Raw genomic sequence first — 18,109 nt, forward strand, 5'->3', positions numbered from 1 at the left:
CATGACCGTGCAGATCACCTCCCGCGCGGCCCGCCGGCGCGAGGCCGCCCGCGACCGTGCCCGGCAGCGCGCCCTGATCCTGGGCGGCGGGCGCACCGCCACCGTGGCCGCCTGCGCGGCGCTGGTCCTCCTCACGGTGCTGTGGCTGGCACCGATGGTGTGGGGCCTGCTCACCTCCCTGCGGACCGAGCAGGACGCGGTGTCCCTGCCGGTCGCGCTCCTGCCCGAGAACGGCTTCACCCTGGAGCAGTACCGGTCGCTGTTCGCGGCGGGCAACATCCAGCTGTGGATGGTCAACAGCCTGCTCGTCGCGGTGCTGGTCACCCTGTTCACCCTGGTCGTCTCCGCGCCCGCGGCCTTCGCGATGTCGCGCCTGCCGTTCCGCGGCCGGGCGCTTCTGGCGGCGCTGACGGTCGGCGCGATCATGGTCCCGCCCCAGCTGCTGATCGTGCCGCTGTTCCAGCAGATGGTGGCGCTGAACCTGGTCGACACCTACGCGGCGGTCATCCTTCCGCAGCTGGTGATGCCGGTCATCGTGTTCATCCTGAAGCGGTTCTTCGACACCGTGCCCCGCGAACTCGACGACGCCGCCCGGATGGACGGGGCGTCGAACTGGCGGTTGTTCACCAGCGTGATCCTGCCGCTGTCCCGGCCGATCCTGGCGGCCGCGGCGATCTTCGTCTTCATCACCGCCTGGAACAACTACCTGTGGCCGTTCATCATCACGACCGACCCGGCCCTGATGACGCTGCCCGTGGGGATCCCCAACATCCTCAACGCGCACGGCACCTTCTACGCCGCCCAGCTCGCGTCGTCGATGGTGGCCGCGGCCCCGATGATCATCGTCTTCCTGTTCTTCCAGCGCCACATCATCCGGAGCGTGGCCACGACGGGACTCGGCGGGCGCTGACCCGGGCGGCGGCCGCCCGGGTCGCCCTGCGGGGCACGCCCCGTGCCCCGGATCGACCGGCTCCCAGCGGCCCCCGCTGCTCTTCCGGACCGGGACCGTCCGCGCGTGGACGCAGGTTCGCCGTGGACCGACCGCCGGACGCCGCGCACCGGGTCACTACGACCCGGTGCGCAGGTCCTTGCGCATCAGCACACGCGGGTGGCCGGACACACGCGACGTGGTGTCCGAGGCATGCACGAACCCGGCGCGTTCGAAGTTCTCCCGGAACCCCACGTAGGCCATGGTCGCGTCCACCTTCGCGCCGCCGTTGTCCACCGGGTAGGCCTCCAGCACCGGTGCCCCGTGCGAACGTGCGAACTCGGCCGCCCCGTCGATCAGCGCGTGCGAGATCCCCTGCTTGCGGTGGCCGGGGCGCACGCGGATGCACCACAGCGACCACACCGGCAGATCGTCCAGGTGCGGGATGGTCCGGCTGCGGGCGTAGGAGGTGTCGGCGCGGGGAGCCACCCCGGCCCAGCCGACCGGTTCGCCGCCGTCGTAGGCGAGCACACCCGGGGCGGGGTCCTTGCGGCACAGCTCGGCGACGTAGGCGCCCCGGGCCGGCCCGCGGAGCTCGTTGTTGAGCTTGGACGGGATGCGGTGGCTCAGGCACCAGCAGACGTTGGCGTCCGGTGACTTGGGGCCCACCAGGGCCCTGACGTCCTCGAAGACCGAAGCAGGGCGTACGTCGATGGTCATGGCACCACGATCGCACGTCCGGGAGGGATGTGCGGTGCGGACGCTTCACGCGGTGCCGTGGCCGGGCAGGCTCGCCCGCAGCGCCGCGACGGCCGCCGCCACACGCGGGTTGTCGCCCGAACCGCGGCGCAGCGCGAGCAGGATCCTCCGGCGGGGCACCTGCTCCCCGGTCAGGGGGACCTGGACCACCGCGGGGTGGGGGACGGTCACGGCGATCCGGGGGACCGCGGCGATGCCGAGCCCGGCCGCCACCAGGGCCGTGGTGGCCGTGAGCTCCTGCACGTAGTGGGCCACACGGGGCGCGTAGCCGATCGCGCGCGTGGCCGCGGCCAGTTCGATGTAGGCGTCCTGGTGCGCGTGGCCCGAGATCCACTCCTCCTCGGCCGCGTCCTCCAGACGGACGGGCCCGTCGCCGGCGAACCGGTGGCCTTCGGGGACGAGCAGGTCGATCGGGTCGTCGAAGAGGCCCGTGACCTCCACGTGGCTGTCCCCGATACGGCTGGTGGACTCGTCGGCGACGTACAGGCCCAGGTCGACGGCGCCCGACTCCAGCGCGGTGAGGATCTCGCCGGAGAAGACCTCCTTGACCACGGGCTCCAGCAACCGGTGCTCGGCCGCCAACCGCAGTACGGCGGGGGTGAGGATCGAGGGGATCGCCGTGGGGAAAGCCCCGAGCACGATCGGCCCGCACAGTTCTCGGGCCGCCGCGGTCGTGTCGCTCAGAGCGGTCTCCCACTGGGCGTTCAGCGCACGCGCATGGGTGACCAGGCGCCGGCCGGCCGGGGTCAGCCGGACGCGGCGGCCGTGGCGTTCGAGGAGGTCCACGTCGAGCTCCGCGGCGAGTTCCTTGAGCTGTTTGGAGACGCCGGACGGGCTCCGGTACAGGGCTTCGGCCGCCGCGGTGACGGTGCCGTACTCGCACACGGCGACCAGGAGGTGCAGGCGGGCATCGATCATGCATCCATGGTGCACGGTTTCGCTGAATAATTGAACCTGGACGACAGGCTTTGCGCCCCCTAGGACTGGAAGGAGTCCCTGCTCCCTCCGACCCGGGCGGATCCCATGACCACCGACGCACCACCACGCTCACCGGACCGCACCCTGTACGGGGCCCTGGCGCTCTTCGGCACGGTGATGTTCGTCGGCGGCACGGACATGACCAAGGTGACCGTCGCACTGCCCGCCCTGACCGGTGCCCTGGGCCTGGACTTGGCGCAGACCCTGTGGATCGCCGACGTCTACGCCCTCGCGGTCGGGGTCGTGCTCGTGCCCAGCGCCGTGGCGGCCGACCGCCTCGGCCGCAGACGCATCTACCTGCTCGGCCTGGTCGTGGCCGTGGTCAGCGCCCTGCTCGCGGGCCTGGCCGCGGACGGAGCGGTGATGATCGCCGCGCGGATCGGGCAGGGCATCGGTTCCGCCCTGTTGATCGCCGCGACGGTCGCCATCATCCGGGTGTCGTTCCCCGGGCTCCGCTCACGCGCGCTCGCGTATGGGGTCTGGACTGCCGGCTTCAGCGCCGGGGCCGCCTCCGGGCCCCTGATCGGCGGGGCCGTCGTGGACCTGGCCGGGTGGCCGTGGGTGTTCTGGATCAATGTGCCGGTCCTGTCGCTCTGCCTCGCCGCCGCGCTCGTCGTGCTGCGGGAATCGAGCAACCCCGACCCTCCCGTGGCGGACGTGCTGAGCGCGGTCCTGTCGGCTGCCGCGGTCGGGCTGATCATCGCCGGACTGAAGGGCGTGGGCAGGCCGGACGCCACCGAGTGGTTCGGTCCCCCGGCGGTCGCCGCCGGGCTCGTCGCCGCCGCGCTGTTCACGGTCAGGCAGCTGCGCCTGCCGCGTCCCTTCCTCGACGTCCGCCTGCTGAACCGGGGGCTGTTGGCGAGCGCGGCGGTGGTGATCGCGGTGACCATGGGGGTCTTCAACGGGACCCTCTACCTGCTGACCCTGCGGTACCAGGCCGTGGACGGCCTCTCGCCCCTGGAGACCGGGATCGTGCTCCTGCCCCTGGCCGCCGCGATGGCGGTCGGCGGGTTCGTCGGTCCCGCGGCGCAGCGGTGGTTCGTGCAGCAACACGTGATCGTCGCAGGCCTGGGCACGGCCGCCGTCGGCCTCCTAGCGGTCGCCACCGTTCCCGGGACGGGCGAGACGGTGGGGACGGCCGTTCTCGGCCTGGGGTCGGGCGTCGTCATGGCGATCGGGGCCAACGCCGTCATGAGCAGCGCTCCGCAGGACCGCACCGCCGACGCCGGAGCCGTTCAGGAGAGCGCCTTCGCGCTGGGCGGCGGCACCGGCATCGCGGTCCTCGGGGTCCTGGCCGTCCGGTACGCCCCGTCGGACGGCGACCCTCCCGTGCACGAGATCTACGGGGCCGGGGCGGAGACGGCGTTGGGCACCGCCGCGTTCCTGTACGCCTTCTTCGCGCTCGCCGCCGCGATCGTGCTCCTCGGCACCGTCCGCACTCGGGACGGCCGCCGTTCTCAGGCCCGGAACCGATGACCGGGGTGGTGGGAGGCCCGCGCCTCCCACCACCCCGTGCGGTCAGACGAGGTGGCCGTCCCCGTCACCGCTCCGGTCCCCTTCGGGACGGGCGTGCACGTGCTGCTCGCAGTCGGCGCACCGGGGTGCGGCGTCGGCGGGTCCCTCCGTCGCGCGCAGGTCGCGCAGGAAGCACACGACCACACCCACGATGACCAGCAGGAACGGTGCCGAACTGACGATCGCGGTCTGTTGCAGCGCCTCGAGCCCTCCCGAGAGCAGCAGGATGATCGCGAGCGCACCGGTCATGGCGCCCCACAGCAGCAGGATCGGCATCCGCGGCTTGATGGAGCCGTGTGTGGTGAGCATGCCCAGCACGTAGGTGTTGGCGTCGGCGCCGGAGATGAAGAAGAGCACCGCCAGGATCACCACGAGCGCCGCCGTGACCATGGGGAACGGGAACTCGGCCAGCGTCGAGAAGAAGGCGCTGTTGATCTCCGCCGCGGTGTCGCCGGCGATGTCGGTCCCGTGGTTCATGTCCAGCTCGATCGCGGAACCGCCGAAGACCGAGAACCAGGCGAAGAAGGCCAGGCTGGGGATGCCGAGCACGACCCCGATGAACTGGCGGATCGTACGCCCGCGCGAGATGCGCGCCAGGAACACACCGACGAAGGCGCCCCAGGACACCCACCAGGCCAGCATGAAGAAGGTCCAGCCCTGCATCCACTCCAGGTCGCCGAAGGCGGGGCCGCGCAGGCTCATCAGGGCGAACTCGCTCGTGTACTGGCCGAGCGACTCCAGGAACAGGGAGACCAGGAACGCCGTCGGGCCGAGGAAGAGCACGAACAGGAACAGCACCGAGGCGACGGACAGGTTGATCTCGCTGGTGTAGCGGATCCCGCGCTTGACGCCCGACGCCGCCGAGAGGCTGAACAGCACCGTGATGACCACCACGATGATCACCTGCGCGGTCGTCCCGGTCGGCGTACCGAGGAGCACGTTGAGACCGTGGTCGATCTGGAGGGCGCCCAACCCGAGCGAGGTGGTGGTCCCGAACAGGGTCGCGAAGACCGTGAAGATGTCGATGGCCTTGCCCGCGGGGCCGTCGGCGTGGCGGCCCAGCAGTGGCCGGAAGAGGGCGCTGACCAGTCCGGGGCGCTTCTTGCGGTGGATGGAGTAACCCAGCGCCAGGCCGAAGATCGCGAAGATGACCCAGGCGTGCAGGCCCCAGTCGTGGAAGGAGTACTGCAGGGCCAGCACGGCCGCCTCGGGCGTTCCCGGCTCGGCCAGGTCGTGGGGCGGGGCGGCGAAGTGGGAGATGGGCTGGGCGACGCCGTAGGAGACCAGGCCGATGCCCATGACCGCGCACATGATCATCGCGATCCAGGTGTGCGTGCGGAACTCTGGCCGGTCGTCGTCGGCCCCCAGCCGGATGCGCCCGTAACGGCCGAGCGCCAGCCAGATCAGGAGCACCAGCAGGAACAGGGGGAGCACGAGGTAGGCCCAGCCGAAGTTGGCGGTGACCCAGTTGATTGCGGAGTTCATCGTCGACATCTGGTGGTCCGGCGCGGCCACACCCCAGACGACGAAGAGCGAAGAGATCGCCAGGGAGGCCCAGAAGACCACCCCGACCGGTCTGTGACGGGTGGTGGTGTCATTCATGGGTGGACTCTTCTCTGGCGACGGCAAGGGCTCGGGGCGGTTTCACACCGCACGGGTTCCGGTAGGGCAGCGGGCTGTGGTCCGCGGTGGTCCGTGCGTCGAAGTTCGGCTTCACGAACAGGCCTTCCTTTCGAAGGTCGAGGTGCGTACTGATGTCTGTTTCAGGTACGTGTGTCCGGTATCTCGCCTTTCGTGCGGTCCGGGAGGCCATGCATGACAGAGCGCCGGTCGTGTGGATGACGACCGGCGCCGGGTTCGTGAAGGGGTGGACGGCGCCGAGGGGAACTCCGCAGAGCGGAATCGGGCAAGGCAGTGTCTTGACGCCCGCGTGGTACCGGGCCAGCTCGCCACGACCGGATCTCGCAGTGGTCGGTGGCGGCCGAACGCCGGAGAGCTCGTACGCGAATGAGGCCGATTCGTCCTTGCAGAGGGCGGGCGCCTGTGGCGGTCTCCGGGCTGCGCCCGTACGGCCAAGGCGGCGCTGACCATGGACTCTACCTGCTCAGAGACCCTGATGACGTGCCGTCCCGTTTCGATGGCCGTCCCGGCCGGCGGAGTCGCCGCACGTCTGTCCCTCGATGAGCCCTCCGGTCCAGGAGCAACCACTGGATCACCCGGGGAGTATCGGCTCGGGGAGTCCGAGGGGTGCCTGGGTGGTAGAGAAGAAATCTGTTAATGAAGCGCTTACTTTAGTTTCATAGGGCCATAGGATGCCTGCGAAGCCGAAGGGTTCATGTTGGATGTCAAAAATATGCAGGTCAAGGCAGTTAACAGGGCTTGCGGTGAGACTCTCGCCTGCTGGCGTGGGGAGTGTCCGGGGGTTTGTCTCGGAAAAAATTATGCGGTTAAGCTTGTGTAAGTTCTTATCTGCTTTTAACGTTGCTCGGGACGCGTCAACGTCAGTGAAACCCGACAGGAAATGAGAAGTCCCATGCCACGATCGCATCCGCGAACCATGGCTTTCGCGGTCCTGACCGCGATGGCCATCGCGGTACCCCCCGCCGTGGCCTCGGCCTCCAACTCGGAGGAGGCCGATACGGCGGCTCAGGGCATCCATGTCTCCGATGGCCGTCTCGTCGAGAGCGACGGCAGCGACCTGGTGTTGCGTGGTATCAACCACGGTCACGCCTGGTACCCCGAGGAGGTGTCCTCGTTCGAGGGGATCGCGTCCACGGGAGCGAACTCCGTGCGAGTGGTGCTCTCCAGCGGTGACCAATGGGAACGGAACGATCCCTCCGACGTCACCGATGTGGTGGAGCGCTGTGACGCCAACCAACTCGTGTGCATGCTCGAAGTGCACGACACAACCGGCTACGGCGACACCGCGGACGCCCCCGACGCGGTCTCGCTCGACGAGGCGGTCGACTACTGGGAGGAGCTGTACCCGACTCTGGCCGGGACCGAGGACCGTGTGATCGTCAACATCGGCAACGAGCCCTTTGGTAACGACCGGGCCTCCGAGTGGGCCGACGACACCGCTGCAGCGATCGAGCGACTCCGCGACATCGGATACGAGCACACCATCGTCGCCGACGCCCCCAACTGGGGACAGGACTGGTCGGACACCATGCGTGAAGAGGCGCCCGAGGTGGCCGAGGCGGATCCGGACGGGAACACCGTCTTCTCCGTGCACATGTACGAGGTCTACGGCGAAGCCGATGCGGTGACCTCCTACCTGGAGGACTTCGTGGACGCGGGGTTGCCCCTGATCGTCGGCGAGTTCGGTGACCAGCACTACGGCGAAGACGTCAACGAGGATGCCATCCTGGCCGAGAGCCAGCGCCTGGGGATCGGTTGGCTCGGCTGGTCCTGGAGCGGGAACGGCGACGGGGTCGAGTACCTCGACCTGGTGAACGACTTCGACGCCTCCTCGCCCACCGCCTGGGGTGAGCGGCTGATCGACGGCCCCGACGGCATCCGCGAGACGTCAGAAGCGGCTTCGGTGTTCCAGGACTGATACGTAGTACCCACTGACGCACGGTGTTCGAGTCGTACCGTGTTCAAGCCCTCCGGCCGGTGTGCGGGTCCCAACCGCATGCCGGCCGGAGGTGTTCTCGTGATGAACCGGGCCACGGCATGTGGCCGCACCCAGGGCGAAGCGGTGCATGGAACCTTGGGGAGACGGTGTGAGTAGGCTCTGGGTGGTACACGGGAGGGTCATGTCCAGAATCACGATCGCCGACATCGCCCGACAGGCGGGCGTCTCCACAGGGGCGGTGTCCTACGCGCTCAACAACCGGCCCGGGGTCTCCGAAAGGACCAGGGCCAGAATCCTCTCGGTGGCGGCCGAACTAGGCTGGCATCCCAGTTCTGCGGCCCGGTCCCTCTCGGGTGAACGCACCGAGACGGTCGGGCTTGTACTCGCAAGGGACCCCGGCATGCTCGGTGTGGAATCCTTCTACATGCAATTCCTCGCCGGCATCGAGTCCGAGCTCAGCAAGCGCTCCTACGCCCTGATGCTCCAGGTCGTGCCCGACCTCGACACGGAGATCAGCACCTACGAGTCCTGGCGGGCCGCACGACGGGTGGATGGTGTCATCATCGTGGATCCCCGCGACGAGGACCCCAGGCTCGGACTGTTCGTGGGTGAGTCCGCCCTGCCGGCTGTGGTCGTGGGTGACACGTCCCTGGCCCGCGGGATCACCAACATCTGGACGGATGACGCGGCGGCGGTGCGCGAATCCGTGCGTTACCTGTTCGCCATGGGGCACCGTCACATCGCGCGTGTGGGTGGTGTGGAGAGTTTCGGGCACACGCTGATCCGGGACCGTGCTTTCGAGGACGAGGTCGGCGCTCTCGGTGCGCAGGGGGTCATCTGCCGGACCGACTACACGGCAGTGCAGGGCGCGAGCGCGACCCGCACTCTGCTGACGAACAGCGAATGGCCCTCCGCGATCATCTACGACAACGACATCATGGCCGTGGCGGGCCTCGGGGTGGCGAGCGAGATGGGGATGCGCGTGCCGCAGGAGGTGTCGATGATCGCCTGGGACGACTCACCCCTGTGCGAGGCCACGTTTCCACGGCTCTCGGCCCTCAGTCATGACGTGACCAGGTACGGGGCACATGTGGCCCGTCGACTGTTCGATCGCATCGAAGGGGCCGCGCCCGGGAGCTTTCTGGACTCGACGCCCCGACTGCGGACCAGGGGAACGATCGCCCGACGTGTGACCGACCAGTAGTTCGTCGGTCGCCACAGCGCCTCCCCCGGTTCGCCGCGGCCACCGTTCCGTACCCGTGCCTCGACCCATCAACGGCGTGTGGATTTCACTGTTTTGTTACACATGACGCCTGTACTTAATTTAACTTAAGCGCTTCACTAGTCCTTAGCTAAAGCAGTGTGACGCCGGTTACTGGTGCGCTAGGTGCGCCGGGGAGATGGAGCGCTCATGGTGAGGACAAGGAAGGCTGCCGTGGTGGTGGCGGCCGCTGCTGTGGTGGCGGTCGGCTGTTCCCCCGATGACGGGGGTGAGGGAGGTCTGTCGGGAACGATCACGGTTCTGACGAACCGGACCGACGTGGTCGACACCAGGTTTCAGGAGTACGTCCAGGAGTTCCAGCGGACATACCCCGACATCGATGTGGAGTTCGAACCGCTCACCGATTACGAGGGTGATCTCCAGGTCCGGCTCAACACGAACGACTACGGCGATGTCCTCCTGATCCCCGACTCGATGACCAAGGACCAGCTCCCGCAGTTCTTCGAGCCGCTCGGTTCGGCGGAAGAGCTCGGAGAGGCCTACCGATACGTGAACGAGCAGGCCTTCGAAGGGCAGGTCTATGGTCTGGCGACCTTCGGGGTCGTGACCGGGTACGCGCTCAACCTGGACGTCTGGGCGCAAGCCGGGGTCACCGAGCCTCCCGCCACCGAGGAGGAGTTCCTCGACGCGCTGCAGGCGATCGAGGCCGAGACGGACGCGATCCCGTACTACACCAACTACGCGGACGGCTGGCCGCTGACCCAGTGGCAGAACAACCAGGGCGCAGTGGTGGGCCCCGAATCGGTCCAGGAGCGTGTCGCCTCCGACGCGCCTTGGACCCCGGGCCAGGAGCAGTACGCGATCGACGGCCTGTTGTACGACATCGTTGATGCCGGGCTCGCCGAGCCGGACCCCACTACGACCAACTGGGAGGAATCCAAGAACCTCCTGGTGGACGGCGAGATCGGTTCCATGGTCCTCGGCTCCTGGTCGATCCCGCAGTTCCACGAGGCGGCCGAGGAAATGGGGGTGTCGCAGGAGAACGTCGGTTTCTGGCCGATGCCCTGGCAGGACGACGGGACGTTCCAGGCGGCGTCCGGCGGTGACTACAAGATCGGCATCTCGCAGCACTCCGAGAACAAGGAAGCCGCCCGGGCGTGGATCGACTGGTTCTTGACCGAATCGGACTTCGCCCAGGACGAGGGCGGTATACCGGTCGCAGTCGGGAGCGATCTCCCGGACGAACTCGTCAGCTTCGAGGAGATGGACGCAAGGCTGGTGGAGATGGCTCCCGTTCCTGAGGGAGAGGAGTCGCTCGACTCGGACATCTACAACGAGGCGGAGATCGACCTCTTCGGTGATCAGTACCGGCGGTCGCTCATCGACTCCGCGCGTGGGGCCGCAAGCGGGGACAAGGATGCCTTCTTCGCCGACCTCAACAGCCGATGGGGGGACGCTCGGGCCTCCGTGGCGGACTGACCGGACCGATCGAGCGGGGCTCCCCCCGGTCCCCGCTACAGCCAGCAGAAATGAGCGACCATGGCTGCTTTGCGTGAACGATGCAGGCCGGCCCCGCAGCCGAGTCCCCGGGTGTCGGGCTCACGCGGAACGGCGCGCCGCAGTTGGAGAGCCACGCCGTGGCTGTTCCTTCTGGTTCCCCTCGGTTTCCTGGTGCTGTTCACCTACGTTCCCGTCACCAACATGGTGTGGTACAGCTTCACATCTTGGGACGGGCTCGACCAGACCAAAGATCCCGTCGGGTTCGACAATTACGTCAAAATCTTCACCGAGCCCGAGATCTTCTCGGTGTTTCTCGTCAGTATCTACTATCTGGTGGCCGCGCTGATCCAACTCGCGCTGGCCCTGTATTTCGCGACGATCCTGAGTTTCCGTACGCGCTTCCGGAACCTCTTCAAGGGGGTCGTGTTCTTCCCTTATTTGCTCAACGGTGTGGCCATAGGCCTGATGTTCCTGTATTTTTTCCGTCCGGACGGAACGCTTGACGCCTTGGTCGCACTGGTTGGTGTGAACGATCCGCCGCATTGGTTGGGTGATCCATCCATCGCCAACTATGCTCTGGCGATGACATCTGTGTGGCGTTTCATGGGGTTGAATTTTGTCCTGTTTCTCGGGGCCATCCAGTCGATCCCGTCGGAACTCTACGAAGCAGCGGACATGGATGGGGCTACTGCGTGGCAGAAGTTTCGCTACATCATTCTCCCCGGTATCAAGCAGATCGTCGGACTGTCCATGATTCTGGCGATATCAGGAGCTTTGTCCGTCTTTGAGATACCGTTCATCATGACCGGAGGTGCCAATGAGACGTCCACCTTCGTGATCGAGACGATCAATACGGCCTTCACGTTCTCCCAGGTCGGACTCGCATCCGCCATGGCTGTCGTGTTGCTTTGCATCGTGCTGTTCATCAGTTGGGCTCAGCGCATGATTTTTCCGGAAGGCAAGAGTGATCTCGTATGAGCTCCATGGCCCCGCCGAGCGGGAGGCGAATTCGTCATGGAAAGGCTTCCTTTCGACGATCCCTCGCCTCGGCTGCCGGTCCCATCGCGACGGCACTGAAGTATGCGTCCCTTTTCGTGGCGACCGCCGTAGTGCTGATCCCGCTGATGACGCTCCTGATGGCCGCGTTCAAGACCCGGGAAGAGTACAGCACGACCGGGCCGCTCGAGCCCCCTTCGAGTTGGTTCAACTTCGACAACTTCGTCACCGCCTTCACCCGTGGAAACATGATCGAGGGGTTCATCAACACCTCGATCATTCTCGTGGTCTCCCTCGTCGGAACCATCATCATCGGGACCATGACCGCGTACGCGGTCGACCGTTTCGAGTTCCGAGGGCGGCGCCTGATCCTCGGGTTGTTCCTCGTGGCAACCCTCGTTCCGGCGGTTACGACACAGGTCGCCACGTTTCAGATCATCACTGGTCTGGGGCTGTTCAATACCCGATGGTCTGCGATCCTCCTGTTCATGGGGACGGACATCATCGCCATCTATATTTTCCTGCAATTCATGAAGGCGATCCCGAAGTCGTTGGACGAGGCGGCGATGATCGATGGTGCGAACCGTCTGACCATCTACGCCCGTGTCATATTCCCGCTCCTGAGGCCGGCGATCGCCACCGTGGTGATCGTCAAGGGGATCGCTGTCTACAACGAGTTCTACATTCCCTTCCTCTACATGCCGGCACAGGATCTCGGTGTCATTTCGACGTCCCTGTTCCGATTCCAGGGGCCATTCGGATCTCAATGGGAGGTGGTCGCGGCGGGAACCATCCTGGTGATCATCCCGACCCTGGTCGCCTTCCTCTTCCTGCAACGCCACATCTACAGCGGACTCACATCAGGAGCAGTCAAGTGACGCATCATCCCCCAGCGAAAATCCTCTCCCGCTCTGAGTTGAGCGAGGGTTGGACCCTTTCAGCCGTCAGCGGACCAGTGCCGGAGAGCATGACCATCCGTGATGTGCCCGCAAGGGTGCCCGGTTGTGTGCACACCGACCTGATGGCTGCGGGGCTCATCCCCGATCCGTTCCTGGACGACAACGAATCCTTGCTGCAGTGGATCGGCAAGTGCGACTGGGAGTACCGCACCACGTTCCGGTGGAGGCCCGGTGAGCACGACCGACACGACCTCGTATTCCACGGCCTCGACACCGTCGCCGAGATCCGCCTCAACGGCGCACTCGTGGGCAACACCGCGAACATGCACCGCACCTACCGGTTCGATGTACGCGGGGGCCTCGTTTCCGGTGAGAACGAACTCCGTGTCCGTTTCTCCTCTCCGGTGCGGTATGCCGATGCCCAGAGCCTGAGACTTGGCTACCGCCCCCAGGTCAACCACCATCCCTTCAATGCCATACGGAAGATGGCCTGCAGCTTCGGCTGGGACTGGGGTATCGATACCGCGAGCTCCGGCATCTGGCGTCCGCTGCACCTCGAGTCCTGGTCCACGGTGCGCATTGCGCAGGTCCGGCCGGTGGTCGATGTCGAGGCCGGCCTCGACCACGGGGCGTCCTCCCCGCTCGGCCGTGTCACGATCGAAGTCGACCTGGAACGAGGGATCTCGGGCGATGCGTGTGTGGATGCCGTTCTCACGGGCCACGGCTCACAGGCCGTGGAAACGGTGTCCGTCGCAGCGGGGGAGTCTTCCGCTGCGGTCACACTGGAGGTTCCGGACGTCAGGTTGTGGTGGCCGCGCAGCCACGGTGACCAGCCGCTCTACGACGTCGAGGTCAGGGTCACGACGCCCGAGGGAGAGGAGCACGACCGCTGGAACGGGCGAATCGGCTTCCGTACCGTCCGCCTCGACACGACGCCCGACGAACATGGCACGCCGTTCACTTTTGTCATCAACGGCCGTCCTGTGTGGATCCGGGGCGCGAACTGGATTCCCGACGATGCCTTCCCCCAGCGGATCACCCGGGAACGCCACGCGGACCGCATCGCCCAGGCCGAGGCCGCCAACATGAACCTCCTGCGCGTGTGGGGCGGGGGGATCTACGAGTCCGACGACTTCTACGACCTGTGTGACGAGCGCGGCATCCTCGTGTGGCAGGACTTCGCCTTCGCCTGTGCCGCCTACAGCGAGAACGAACCCCTGCGCGGTGAGGTCGAGGCCGAGGCCTGCGACAACGTGTCCCGCCTCATGAGACACCCCGCTCTGGTGCTGTGGAACGGCAGCAACGAGAACATCTGGGGCATGCGTGCGTGGGGTTTCCTCAAGCGTCTGGACGGCAAGTCGTGGGGGCTGGACTACTACGAGCGCCTGTTGCCGGCCGTCGTGGCCGAACTCGACCCGGGTCGGGAGTACACCCCTTCGAGCCCCTGGTCCGGGGATTCACCTATCGACATGGACCGTGACGCCAACGACCCCGACCATGGGTCCATGCACTCGTGGGAGGTGTGGAACAGGCAGGACTGGCCGCACTACCGTGACACCGTTCCGCGTTTCATGGCCGAGTTCGGCTGGCAGGGCCCGCCGACGTGGTCCACGCTGACCCGGGCGATCGGGGACGACCCGCTCACGCCGGAGTCCCCCGGTATGCAGACCCACCAGAAGGCCATGGAGGGCAACAACAAGCTGACCGACGGGCTCGTGTCCCACGTTCCGCTGCCGGACGACATGGACGACTGGCACTGGGCGATGTCCTGGAACCAGGCGACTGCGGTCCGTGTTGCCCTGGAGCACCTGCGTTCCTGGACACCGCGGTGCATGGGGGCTGTCGTCTGGCAGCTCAACGACTGTTGGCCCGTCACGTCGTGGGCGGCCGTGGACGGCGACGGCCGACGGAAACCTCTTTTCTACGCAATGCAGCACGCGTTCGCCGACCGTCTCTTGACGATCCAGCCGCGCGATGGGGTCGACACAGGCCTGGCCGCGGTCGTGGTCAACGACGATGACCGCTCCTGGTCCGGTGATCTCGTTCTGCGCCGTCTCGACTTCGACGGAACCGAGCTGGACACGGCCAAGGTGTCGGTCTGTGTTGCCGCCAGGGCGACCGACACCGTCGAACTGCCTGAGAACGTGGTCTCGCCCCGGAACCCCTCACGAGAGGTGGTCGCCGCGCACCTCGACGAGTCGTCCGCCGCCTGGTATTTCGTGGAGCCCCGGGAGTCCGGGCTCGAGGCAGCCGAACTGAACGTGTCGGTCTCCACGGCCGAGGACACCGCGCACGTGCACGTCACCGCAGTGAACTTGGTGCGCGACCTGGCCCTGCTGGTCGATCGTGTGCACCCGGAGGCCGTGGTGGACCGGATGATGGTCGACCTGTTGCCGGGGGAGAGCACGACCTTCCACGTCCGGATGCCGAGCGACGCGGACCCGGACATGCTGTCGGACCGGAACGTGCTGAGGTCGCTCAACGACCTGGTGACGGAGGAAGGACCTGCCCGGTGAGCGAGATGATCGATCGGGCCGCGCACCGATCCCTTCTGGAACAGGAATACCGAGCGCTCCTGCCCTTCGGTTCCCGCATCGTGCACCCGGATGGTGGTGCCGCCTACCTCGATTCCGCCGGAGCCCCGGACCTCGAGCGCCCCGTGTACACGTGGATAACCGCACGGACCGTGCACGTGTACAGCCTGGGGCTCCTCTCGGGGGCACCCGAGGCGCGCAGGATCGCCGAGGGGGCTCTCGCGGGTCTCACGGACCGTCTGCACGATCCCGTCCACGGGGGATGGTTCCACGCGGTCGGAGCTGACGGGGCGCCTTTCGTGGAGGAAGGCAAATCCGCCTACGACCACGCCTTCGTCATGCTCGCCGCATCCAGTGCGACCCGCGCCGGCCTTCCCGAAGCCCAAAGGCTGCTCCAAGAGGCGACGACCGTGTTCCTCGAACGGTTCTGGAGCTCCGAGTCCGGCCGGAGCGTCGATCACTGGGACCGGACCTGGACGCACCTCGACCCGTACCGTGGTCTCAACGCGAACATGCACGCGGTCGAGGCGATGCTCGCTGTGGCGGACACACTCGGTGAACCCGTCTGGCGCGAGCGCGCTCGCCGCGTCGTGGAGTTCGTGTCCGACCTCGCGGCTGAGCACGACGCTCGCCTCCCCGAACACTTCGACGAGAACTGGTGCGTACGACTCGACCTCAACCGCGATCACCCCGATGACCCGTTCAAACCGTTCGGCGCGACCGTCGGCCACGGGTTCGAGTGGGCCCGCCTGCTCGTGGAACTGGCCGCCGCCTCGGGGATCGATCCGGGCAAGACCCCGGTGGTTCTCTTCGACCGTGCTGTCGCGGACGGATGGCACGTCGACGGCGCACCGGGGTTCGTGTACACCACGGACTGGGAGGGGCGCCCGGTGGTGCGCGACCGCATGCACTGGGTGGCGGCGGAGGCGCTCTCAGCCGCGAGCGCACTGTACAGAGTCACCGGTGAGCCGCGTTTCGCGAAACACTACGGCACCTGGTGGGAGTACATCTGCGCCTACTTCGTGGACCGCGACCACGGCTCCTGGCATCACCAGTTGGACCCGTCCAACCGTCCGGCATCCGATGTGTGGCCCGGCAAACCCGACCTGTACCACGCTGTCCAGGCCACCCTGCTGCCACGCGCGCCGCTCACACCGTCGTTGGCCACGGCCGTGGCCGAGGGGAAGGTGATCGGATGACCGGGCACATATTGGTGATGGGCGAGGCCCTCGTCGACATCGTGCGGCATCCTGACGGGACGGAACGGGAGTACTGCGGGGGCAGCCCGGCCAACGTCGCGGTCGCTATCGGGCGGTTGGGTAGGGACTGCAGGTTCGTGACCTCTCTGGCGGAGGACCCGCGCGGGGCGAGGCTCCGGGCTTGGCTGGAAGAATCGGGCGCGCGTGTGAGCGCGTCATGCCCTGAGAACGGGCGCACGTCGACCGCAGAGGTGACTCTGGACTCCGTCGGCGGGGCCGTGTACGGGTTCGATCTGCTCTGGGACGTGGATGGGGCTGATCTGGCCGGCGCGGACACGGTGCACGTCGGTTCTGTGGGGATCACACTCTCTCCGGGGGCCGAAGCGGTACGTGACACGCTGCGCAGGGCCCGTTCTCAGGCCGTCATCAGCCTGGACCCCAACATCCGCCCGGCCCTCATGAGGGACGCGGCCTCCACCCGGGGCCGTATCGAGGAGCTCGTGGCACTCGCGGACGTGGTCAAGGTCAGTGATGAGGACCTGGCCTGGTTTCGCCCCGGGAGCGATCCCATGGAGGTCGCGCGCCAGTGGGTGGAGTGGGGGCCTGGGCTCGTCGTGGTCACGCGCGGAGGCCGGGCGGCCAGTGTCCTGCGCCCGAACGGCACGGAATTCGAGGTCGAGGGACGCCGGGTGCGGGTCGTGGACACGATCGGCGCCGGGGACACCTTCTGCGGGACACTGCTCGCCGCTCTCGACGGGATGGGTGTGCGGGGGCCCGAAGGGGACAGACGCTTGCGCGAACTCTCGGACGCCGCCGTACGCAGGGCTGTGCGTGTGGCCGCGGCAGCCGCCTCGGTCACGGTCTCGCGCGCCGGCGCCGACCCGCCGGACCGGGAAGAATTGGCCGCGGCGCTGGGGCCTGTCAGTCCTCCACCGCTTCCAGGGGGCCCGGTCGCCGGGATGACCTGGGGGTGGACGGGCGTGCGTGGAAGCTGGGCGGACCCCGCCGCACGTGAGTCCATGGACCGGCTCGCCGAACTCGCCTCGGTCAACTGGGTGGCAGTCTCCTACACGGCGCTGCAGGAGACTGCTCAGTCCACGCGGATCCGGTTCGAGCGGGAGCCGACCGTTTCCGACGAGGAAGTGCGCGAGGCGATCCGAGGCGCGCGTGAGCGCGGCTGGAAGGTCTGTCTCAAGCCCGTGGTCGACTGTGCCGACGGCACTTGGCGCGCCCACATAGGTTTCTTCGACGATCCGGTTCCTGGCGAACCCTCGTGGGAGGAGTGGTTCGACTCCTACACCCGCTTCATCGAACACCACGCCCGCATCGCAGCTGAGGAAGGCGTCGAGATGTTCTGCGTCGGATGTGAGATGGTCCGCGCGGATTCCCGCGAGGCGCAATGGCGTGAACTGGTGCGGCGGGTGCGCACGATCTACCCGGGGTTGGTGACCTACAACTGCGACAAGTACCAGGAGGACCGCCTCACCTGGTGGGATGCGGTCGACGTCATCGGCTCCTCCGGCTACTACCCCTCCGGGGCGTGGCAGGAGAATCTGGACCGGATCGAGCGGGTTGTCGCCCGTGAGAACAAGCCGTTCGTCTTTCTCGAGGCGGGCTGTCCGAGCCGTTCCGGTTCGGCCGCGCGTCCGAACGACTGGAGTCTGGTCGGTCTTCCGTCCGGTGCCGAGCAGGCTGACTACCTTGCGGAGATGTTCTCCGCGTGCGCCGAGCGTTCGTGGGTCTCCGGGTTCTTCCTCTGGGACTGGCCCGCGCGGCTGTATCCCGAAGAAGAGGCATCGCTGAACGGAGATTACTGCGTGTACGGCAAACCGGCTGCCCAGGTGGTGAGCGAGGCCTATCTCCTCCTGAGCCCGCCCCCGGAGCACGCGGGTGATGATTGCTTCGGGGCCTGAGGGCGCGGAGCGGGGATCGGGTGGGTGCGCGGGCCCGCCCGGTCCCTGGTTCTCCCACATGGACCGGACATGACTCAGGCCAGAGC

13 protein-coding genes are annotated in these 18,109 nt (G+C 67.1%); 10 read left to right on the plus strand and 3 right to left on the minus strand.

All coding sequences use genetic code 11. From position 1 onward, the window contains the following. Position 1: 1 nt before the first annotated feature. Positions 2-910 (plus strand): carbohydrate ABC transporter permease, encoded by a 909-nt coding sequence (locus IDM40_RS09550; RefSeq protein ID WP_193121587.1) that lies wholly within the window; start codon positions 2-4, stop codon positions 908-910. 156 nt (positions 911-1,066) lie between these two features. On the opposite strand, the gene IDM40_RS09555 is transcribed toward IDM40_RS09550, so the two are convergent. Together IDM40_RS09555 and IDM40_RS09560 are read right to left on the minus strand one after the other, a co-directional pair. Further along, positions 1,067-1,648 (minus strand): GNAT family N-acetyltransferase, encoded by a 582-nt coding sequence (locus tag IDM40_RS09555; protein ID WP_193121588.1) that lies wholly within the window; start codon positions 1,646-1,648, stop codon positions 1,067-1,069. A 45-nt stretch (positions 1,649-1,693) separates the two neighbouring features. Continuing rightward, complete coding sequence (locus IDM40_RS09560; protein ID WP_193121589.1) at positions 1,694-2,605, minus strand: LysR family transcriptional regulator; 912 nt, start codon at positions 2,603-2,605, stop codon at positions 1,694-1,696. A 105-nt stretch (positions 2,606-2,710) separates the two neighbouring features. On the opposite strand from IDM40_RS09560, the gene IDM40_RS09565 reads away from it, so the two are divergent. Then, a complete protein-coding gene (locus IDM40_RS09565; protein WP_193121590.1) occupies positions 2,711-4,141 on the plus strand; it encodes an MFS transporter in 1,431 nt (476 codons plus the stop codon). 42 nt (positions 4,142-4,183) lie between these two features. Here IDM40_RS09565 and IDM40_RS09570 read toward each other — a convergent pair whose 3' ends face one another. Continuing rightward, positions 4,184-5,782, minus strand: a complete 1,599-nt coding sequence (locus IDM40_RS09570) for a BCCT family transporter (RefSeq protein WP_216630556.1) — start codon at positions 5,780-5,782, stop codon at positions 4,184-4,186. Between the two features lie 955 nt (positions 5,783-6,737). On the opposite strand from IDM40_RS09570, the gene IDM40_RS09575 reads away from it, so the two are divergent. The 8 genes from IDM40_RS09575 to IDM40_RS09610 all read left to right on the plus strand — a co-directional run bounded on the left by IDM40_RS09575 (position 6,738) and on the right by IDM40_RS09610 (position 18,023). Next, positions 6,738-7,739, plus strand: a complete 1,002-nt coding sequence (locus IDM40_RS09575) for a glycoside hydrolase family 5 protein (protein ID WP_193121591.1) — start codon at positions 6,738-6,740, stop codon at positions 7,737-7,739. Between the two features lie 202 nt (positions 7,740-7,941). Further along, complete coding sequence (locus IDM40_RS09580; RefSeq protein WP_193121592.1) at positions 7,942-8,964, plus strand: LacI family DNA-binding transcriptional regulator; 1,023 nt, start codon at positions 7,942-7,944, stop codon at positions 8,962-8,964. A gap of 207 nt (positions 8,965-9,171) precedes the next feature. Continuing rightward, positions 9,172-10,461, plus strand: a complete 1,290-nt coding sequence (locus tag IDM40_RS09585; protein ID WP_193121593.1) for an ABC transporter substrate-binding protein — start codon at positions 9,172-9,174, stop codon at positions 10,459-10,461. 60 nt (positions 10,462-10,521) lie between these two features. Further along, positions 10,522-11,460 (plus strand): carbohydrate ABC transporter permease, encoded by a 939-nt coding sequence (locus tag IDM40_RS09590; RefSeq protein WP_193121594.1) that lies wholly within the window; start codon positions 10,522-10,524, stop codon positions 11,458-11,460. Continuing rightward, positions 11,457-12,356 carry a carbohydrate ABC transporter permease gene (locus IDM40_RS09595; RefSeq protein WP_193121595.1) on the plus strand — a complete coding sequence of 300 codons (900 nt, stop codon included), beginning with the start codon at positions 11,457-11,459 and terminating at the stop codon, positions 12,354-12,356. The genes IDM40_RS09590 and IDM40_RS09595 overlap by 4 nt, the downstream gene beginning before the upstream one ends. After that, positions 12,353-14,893, plus strand: a complete 2,541-nt coding sequence (locus tag IDM40_RS09600; RefSeq protein WP_407939951.1) for a glycoside hydrolase family 2 protein — start codon at positions 12,353-12,355, stop codon at positions 14,891-14,893. The genes IDM40_RS09595 and IDM40_RS09600 overlap by 4 nt, the downstream gene beginning before the upstream one ends. Positions 14,894-14,898: 5 nt before the next feature. Next, positions 14,899-16,110 (plus strand): AGE family epimerase/isomerase, encoded by a 1,212-nt coding sequence (locus IDM40_RS09605; RefSeq protein ID WP_193121760.1) that lies wholly within the window; start codon positions 14,899-14,901, stop codon positions 16,108-16,110. Continuing rightward, complete coding sequence (locus IDM40_RS09610) at positions 16,107-18,023, plus strand: PfkB family carbohydrate kinase (RefSeq protein ID WP_193121597.1); 1,917 nt, start codon at positions 16,107-16,109, stop codon at positions 18,021-18,023. The genes IDM40_RS09605 and IDM40_RS09610 overlap by 4 nt, the downstream gene beginning before the upstream one ends. The last annotated feature ends 86 nt before the right edge of the window (positions 18,024-18,109 follow it).

The organism is Nocardiopsis coralli (assembly GCF_014892575.1).
In the GTDB taxonomy this organism is placed as follows: Bacteria; Actinomycetota; Actinomycetes; order Streptosporangiales; family Streptosporangiaceae; genus Nocardiopsis; species Nocardiopsis coralli.

Bases quoted from the DNA above. Each gene is read 5' to 3' on its own strand.
- IDM40_RS09610 (WP_193121597.1), top strand. From the start codon at position 16,107: ATGACCGGGCACATATTGGTGATGGGCGAGGCCCTCGTCGACATCGTG.
- IDM40_RS09565 (WP_193121590.1), top strand. From the start codon at position 2,711: ATGACCACCGACGCACCACCACGCTCACCGGACCGCACCCTGTACGGG.
- IDM40_RS09595 (WP_193121595.1), top strand. From the start codon at position 11,457: ATGAGCTCCATGGCCCCGCCGAGCGGGAGGCGAATTCGTCATGGAAAG.
- IDM40_RS09555 (WP_193121588.1), bottom strand. From the start codon at position 1,648: ATGACCATCGACGTACGCCCTGCTTCGGTCTTCGAGGACGTCAGGGCC.
- IDM40_RS09570 (WP_216630556.1), bottom strand. From the start codon at position 5,782: ATGAATGACACCACCACCCGTCACAGACCGGTCGGGGTGGTCTTCTGG.
- IDM40_RS09560 (WP_193121589.1), bottom strand. From the start codon at position 2,605: ATGATCGATGCCCGCCTGCACCTCCTGGTCGCCGTGTGCGAGTACGGC.
- IDM40_RS09605 (WP_193121760.1), top strand. From the start codon at position 14,899: ATGATCGATCGGGCCGCGCACCGATCCCTTCTGGAACAGGAATACCGA.
- IDM40_RS09575 (WP_193121591.1), top strand. From the start codon at position 6,738: ATGGCTTTCGCGGTCCTGACCGCGATGGCCATCGCGGTACCCCCCGCC.
- IDM40_RS09550 (WP_193121587.1), top strand. From the start codon at position 2: ATGACCGTGCAGATCACCTCCCGCGCGGCCCGCCGGCGCGAGGCCGCC.
- IDM40_RS09580 (WP_193121592.1), top strand. From the start codon at position 7,942: ATGTCCAGAATCACGATCGCCGACATCGCCCGACAGGCGGGCGTCTCC.
- IDM40_RS09590 (WP_193121594.1), top strand. From the start codon at position 10,522: ATGGCTGCTTTGCGTGAACGATGCAGGCCGGCCCCGCAGCCGAGTCCC.
- IDM40_RS09585 (WP_193121593.1), top strand. From the start codon at position 9,172: ATGGTGAGGACAAGGAAGGCTGCCGTGGTGGTGGCGGCCGCTGCTGTG.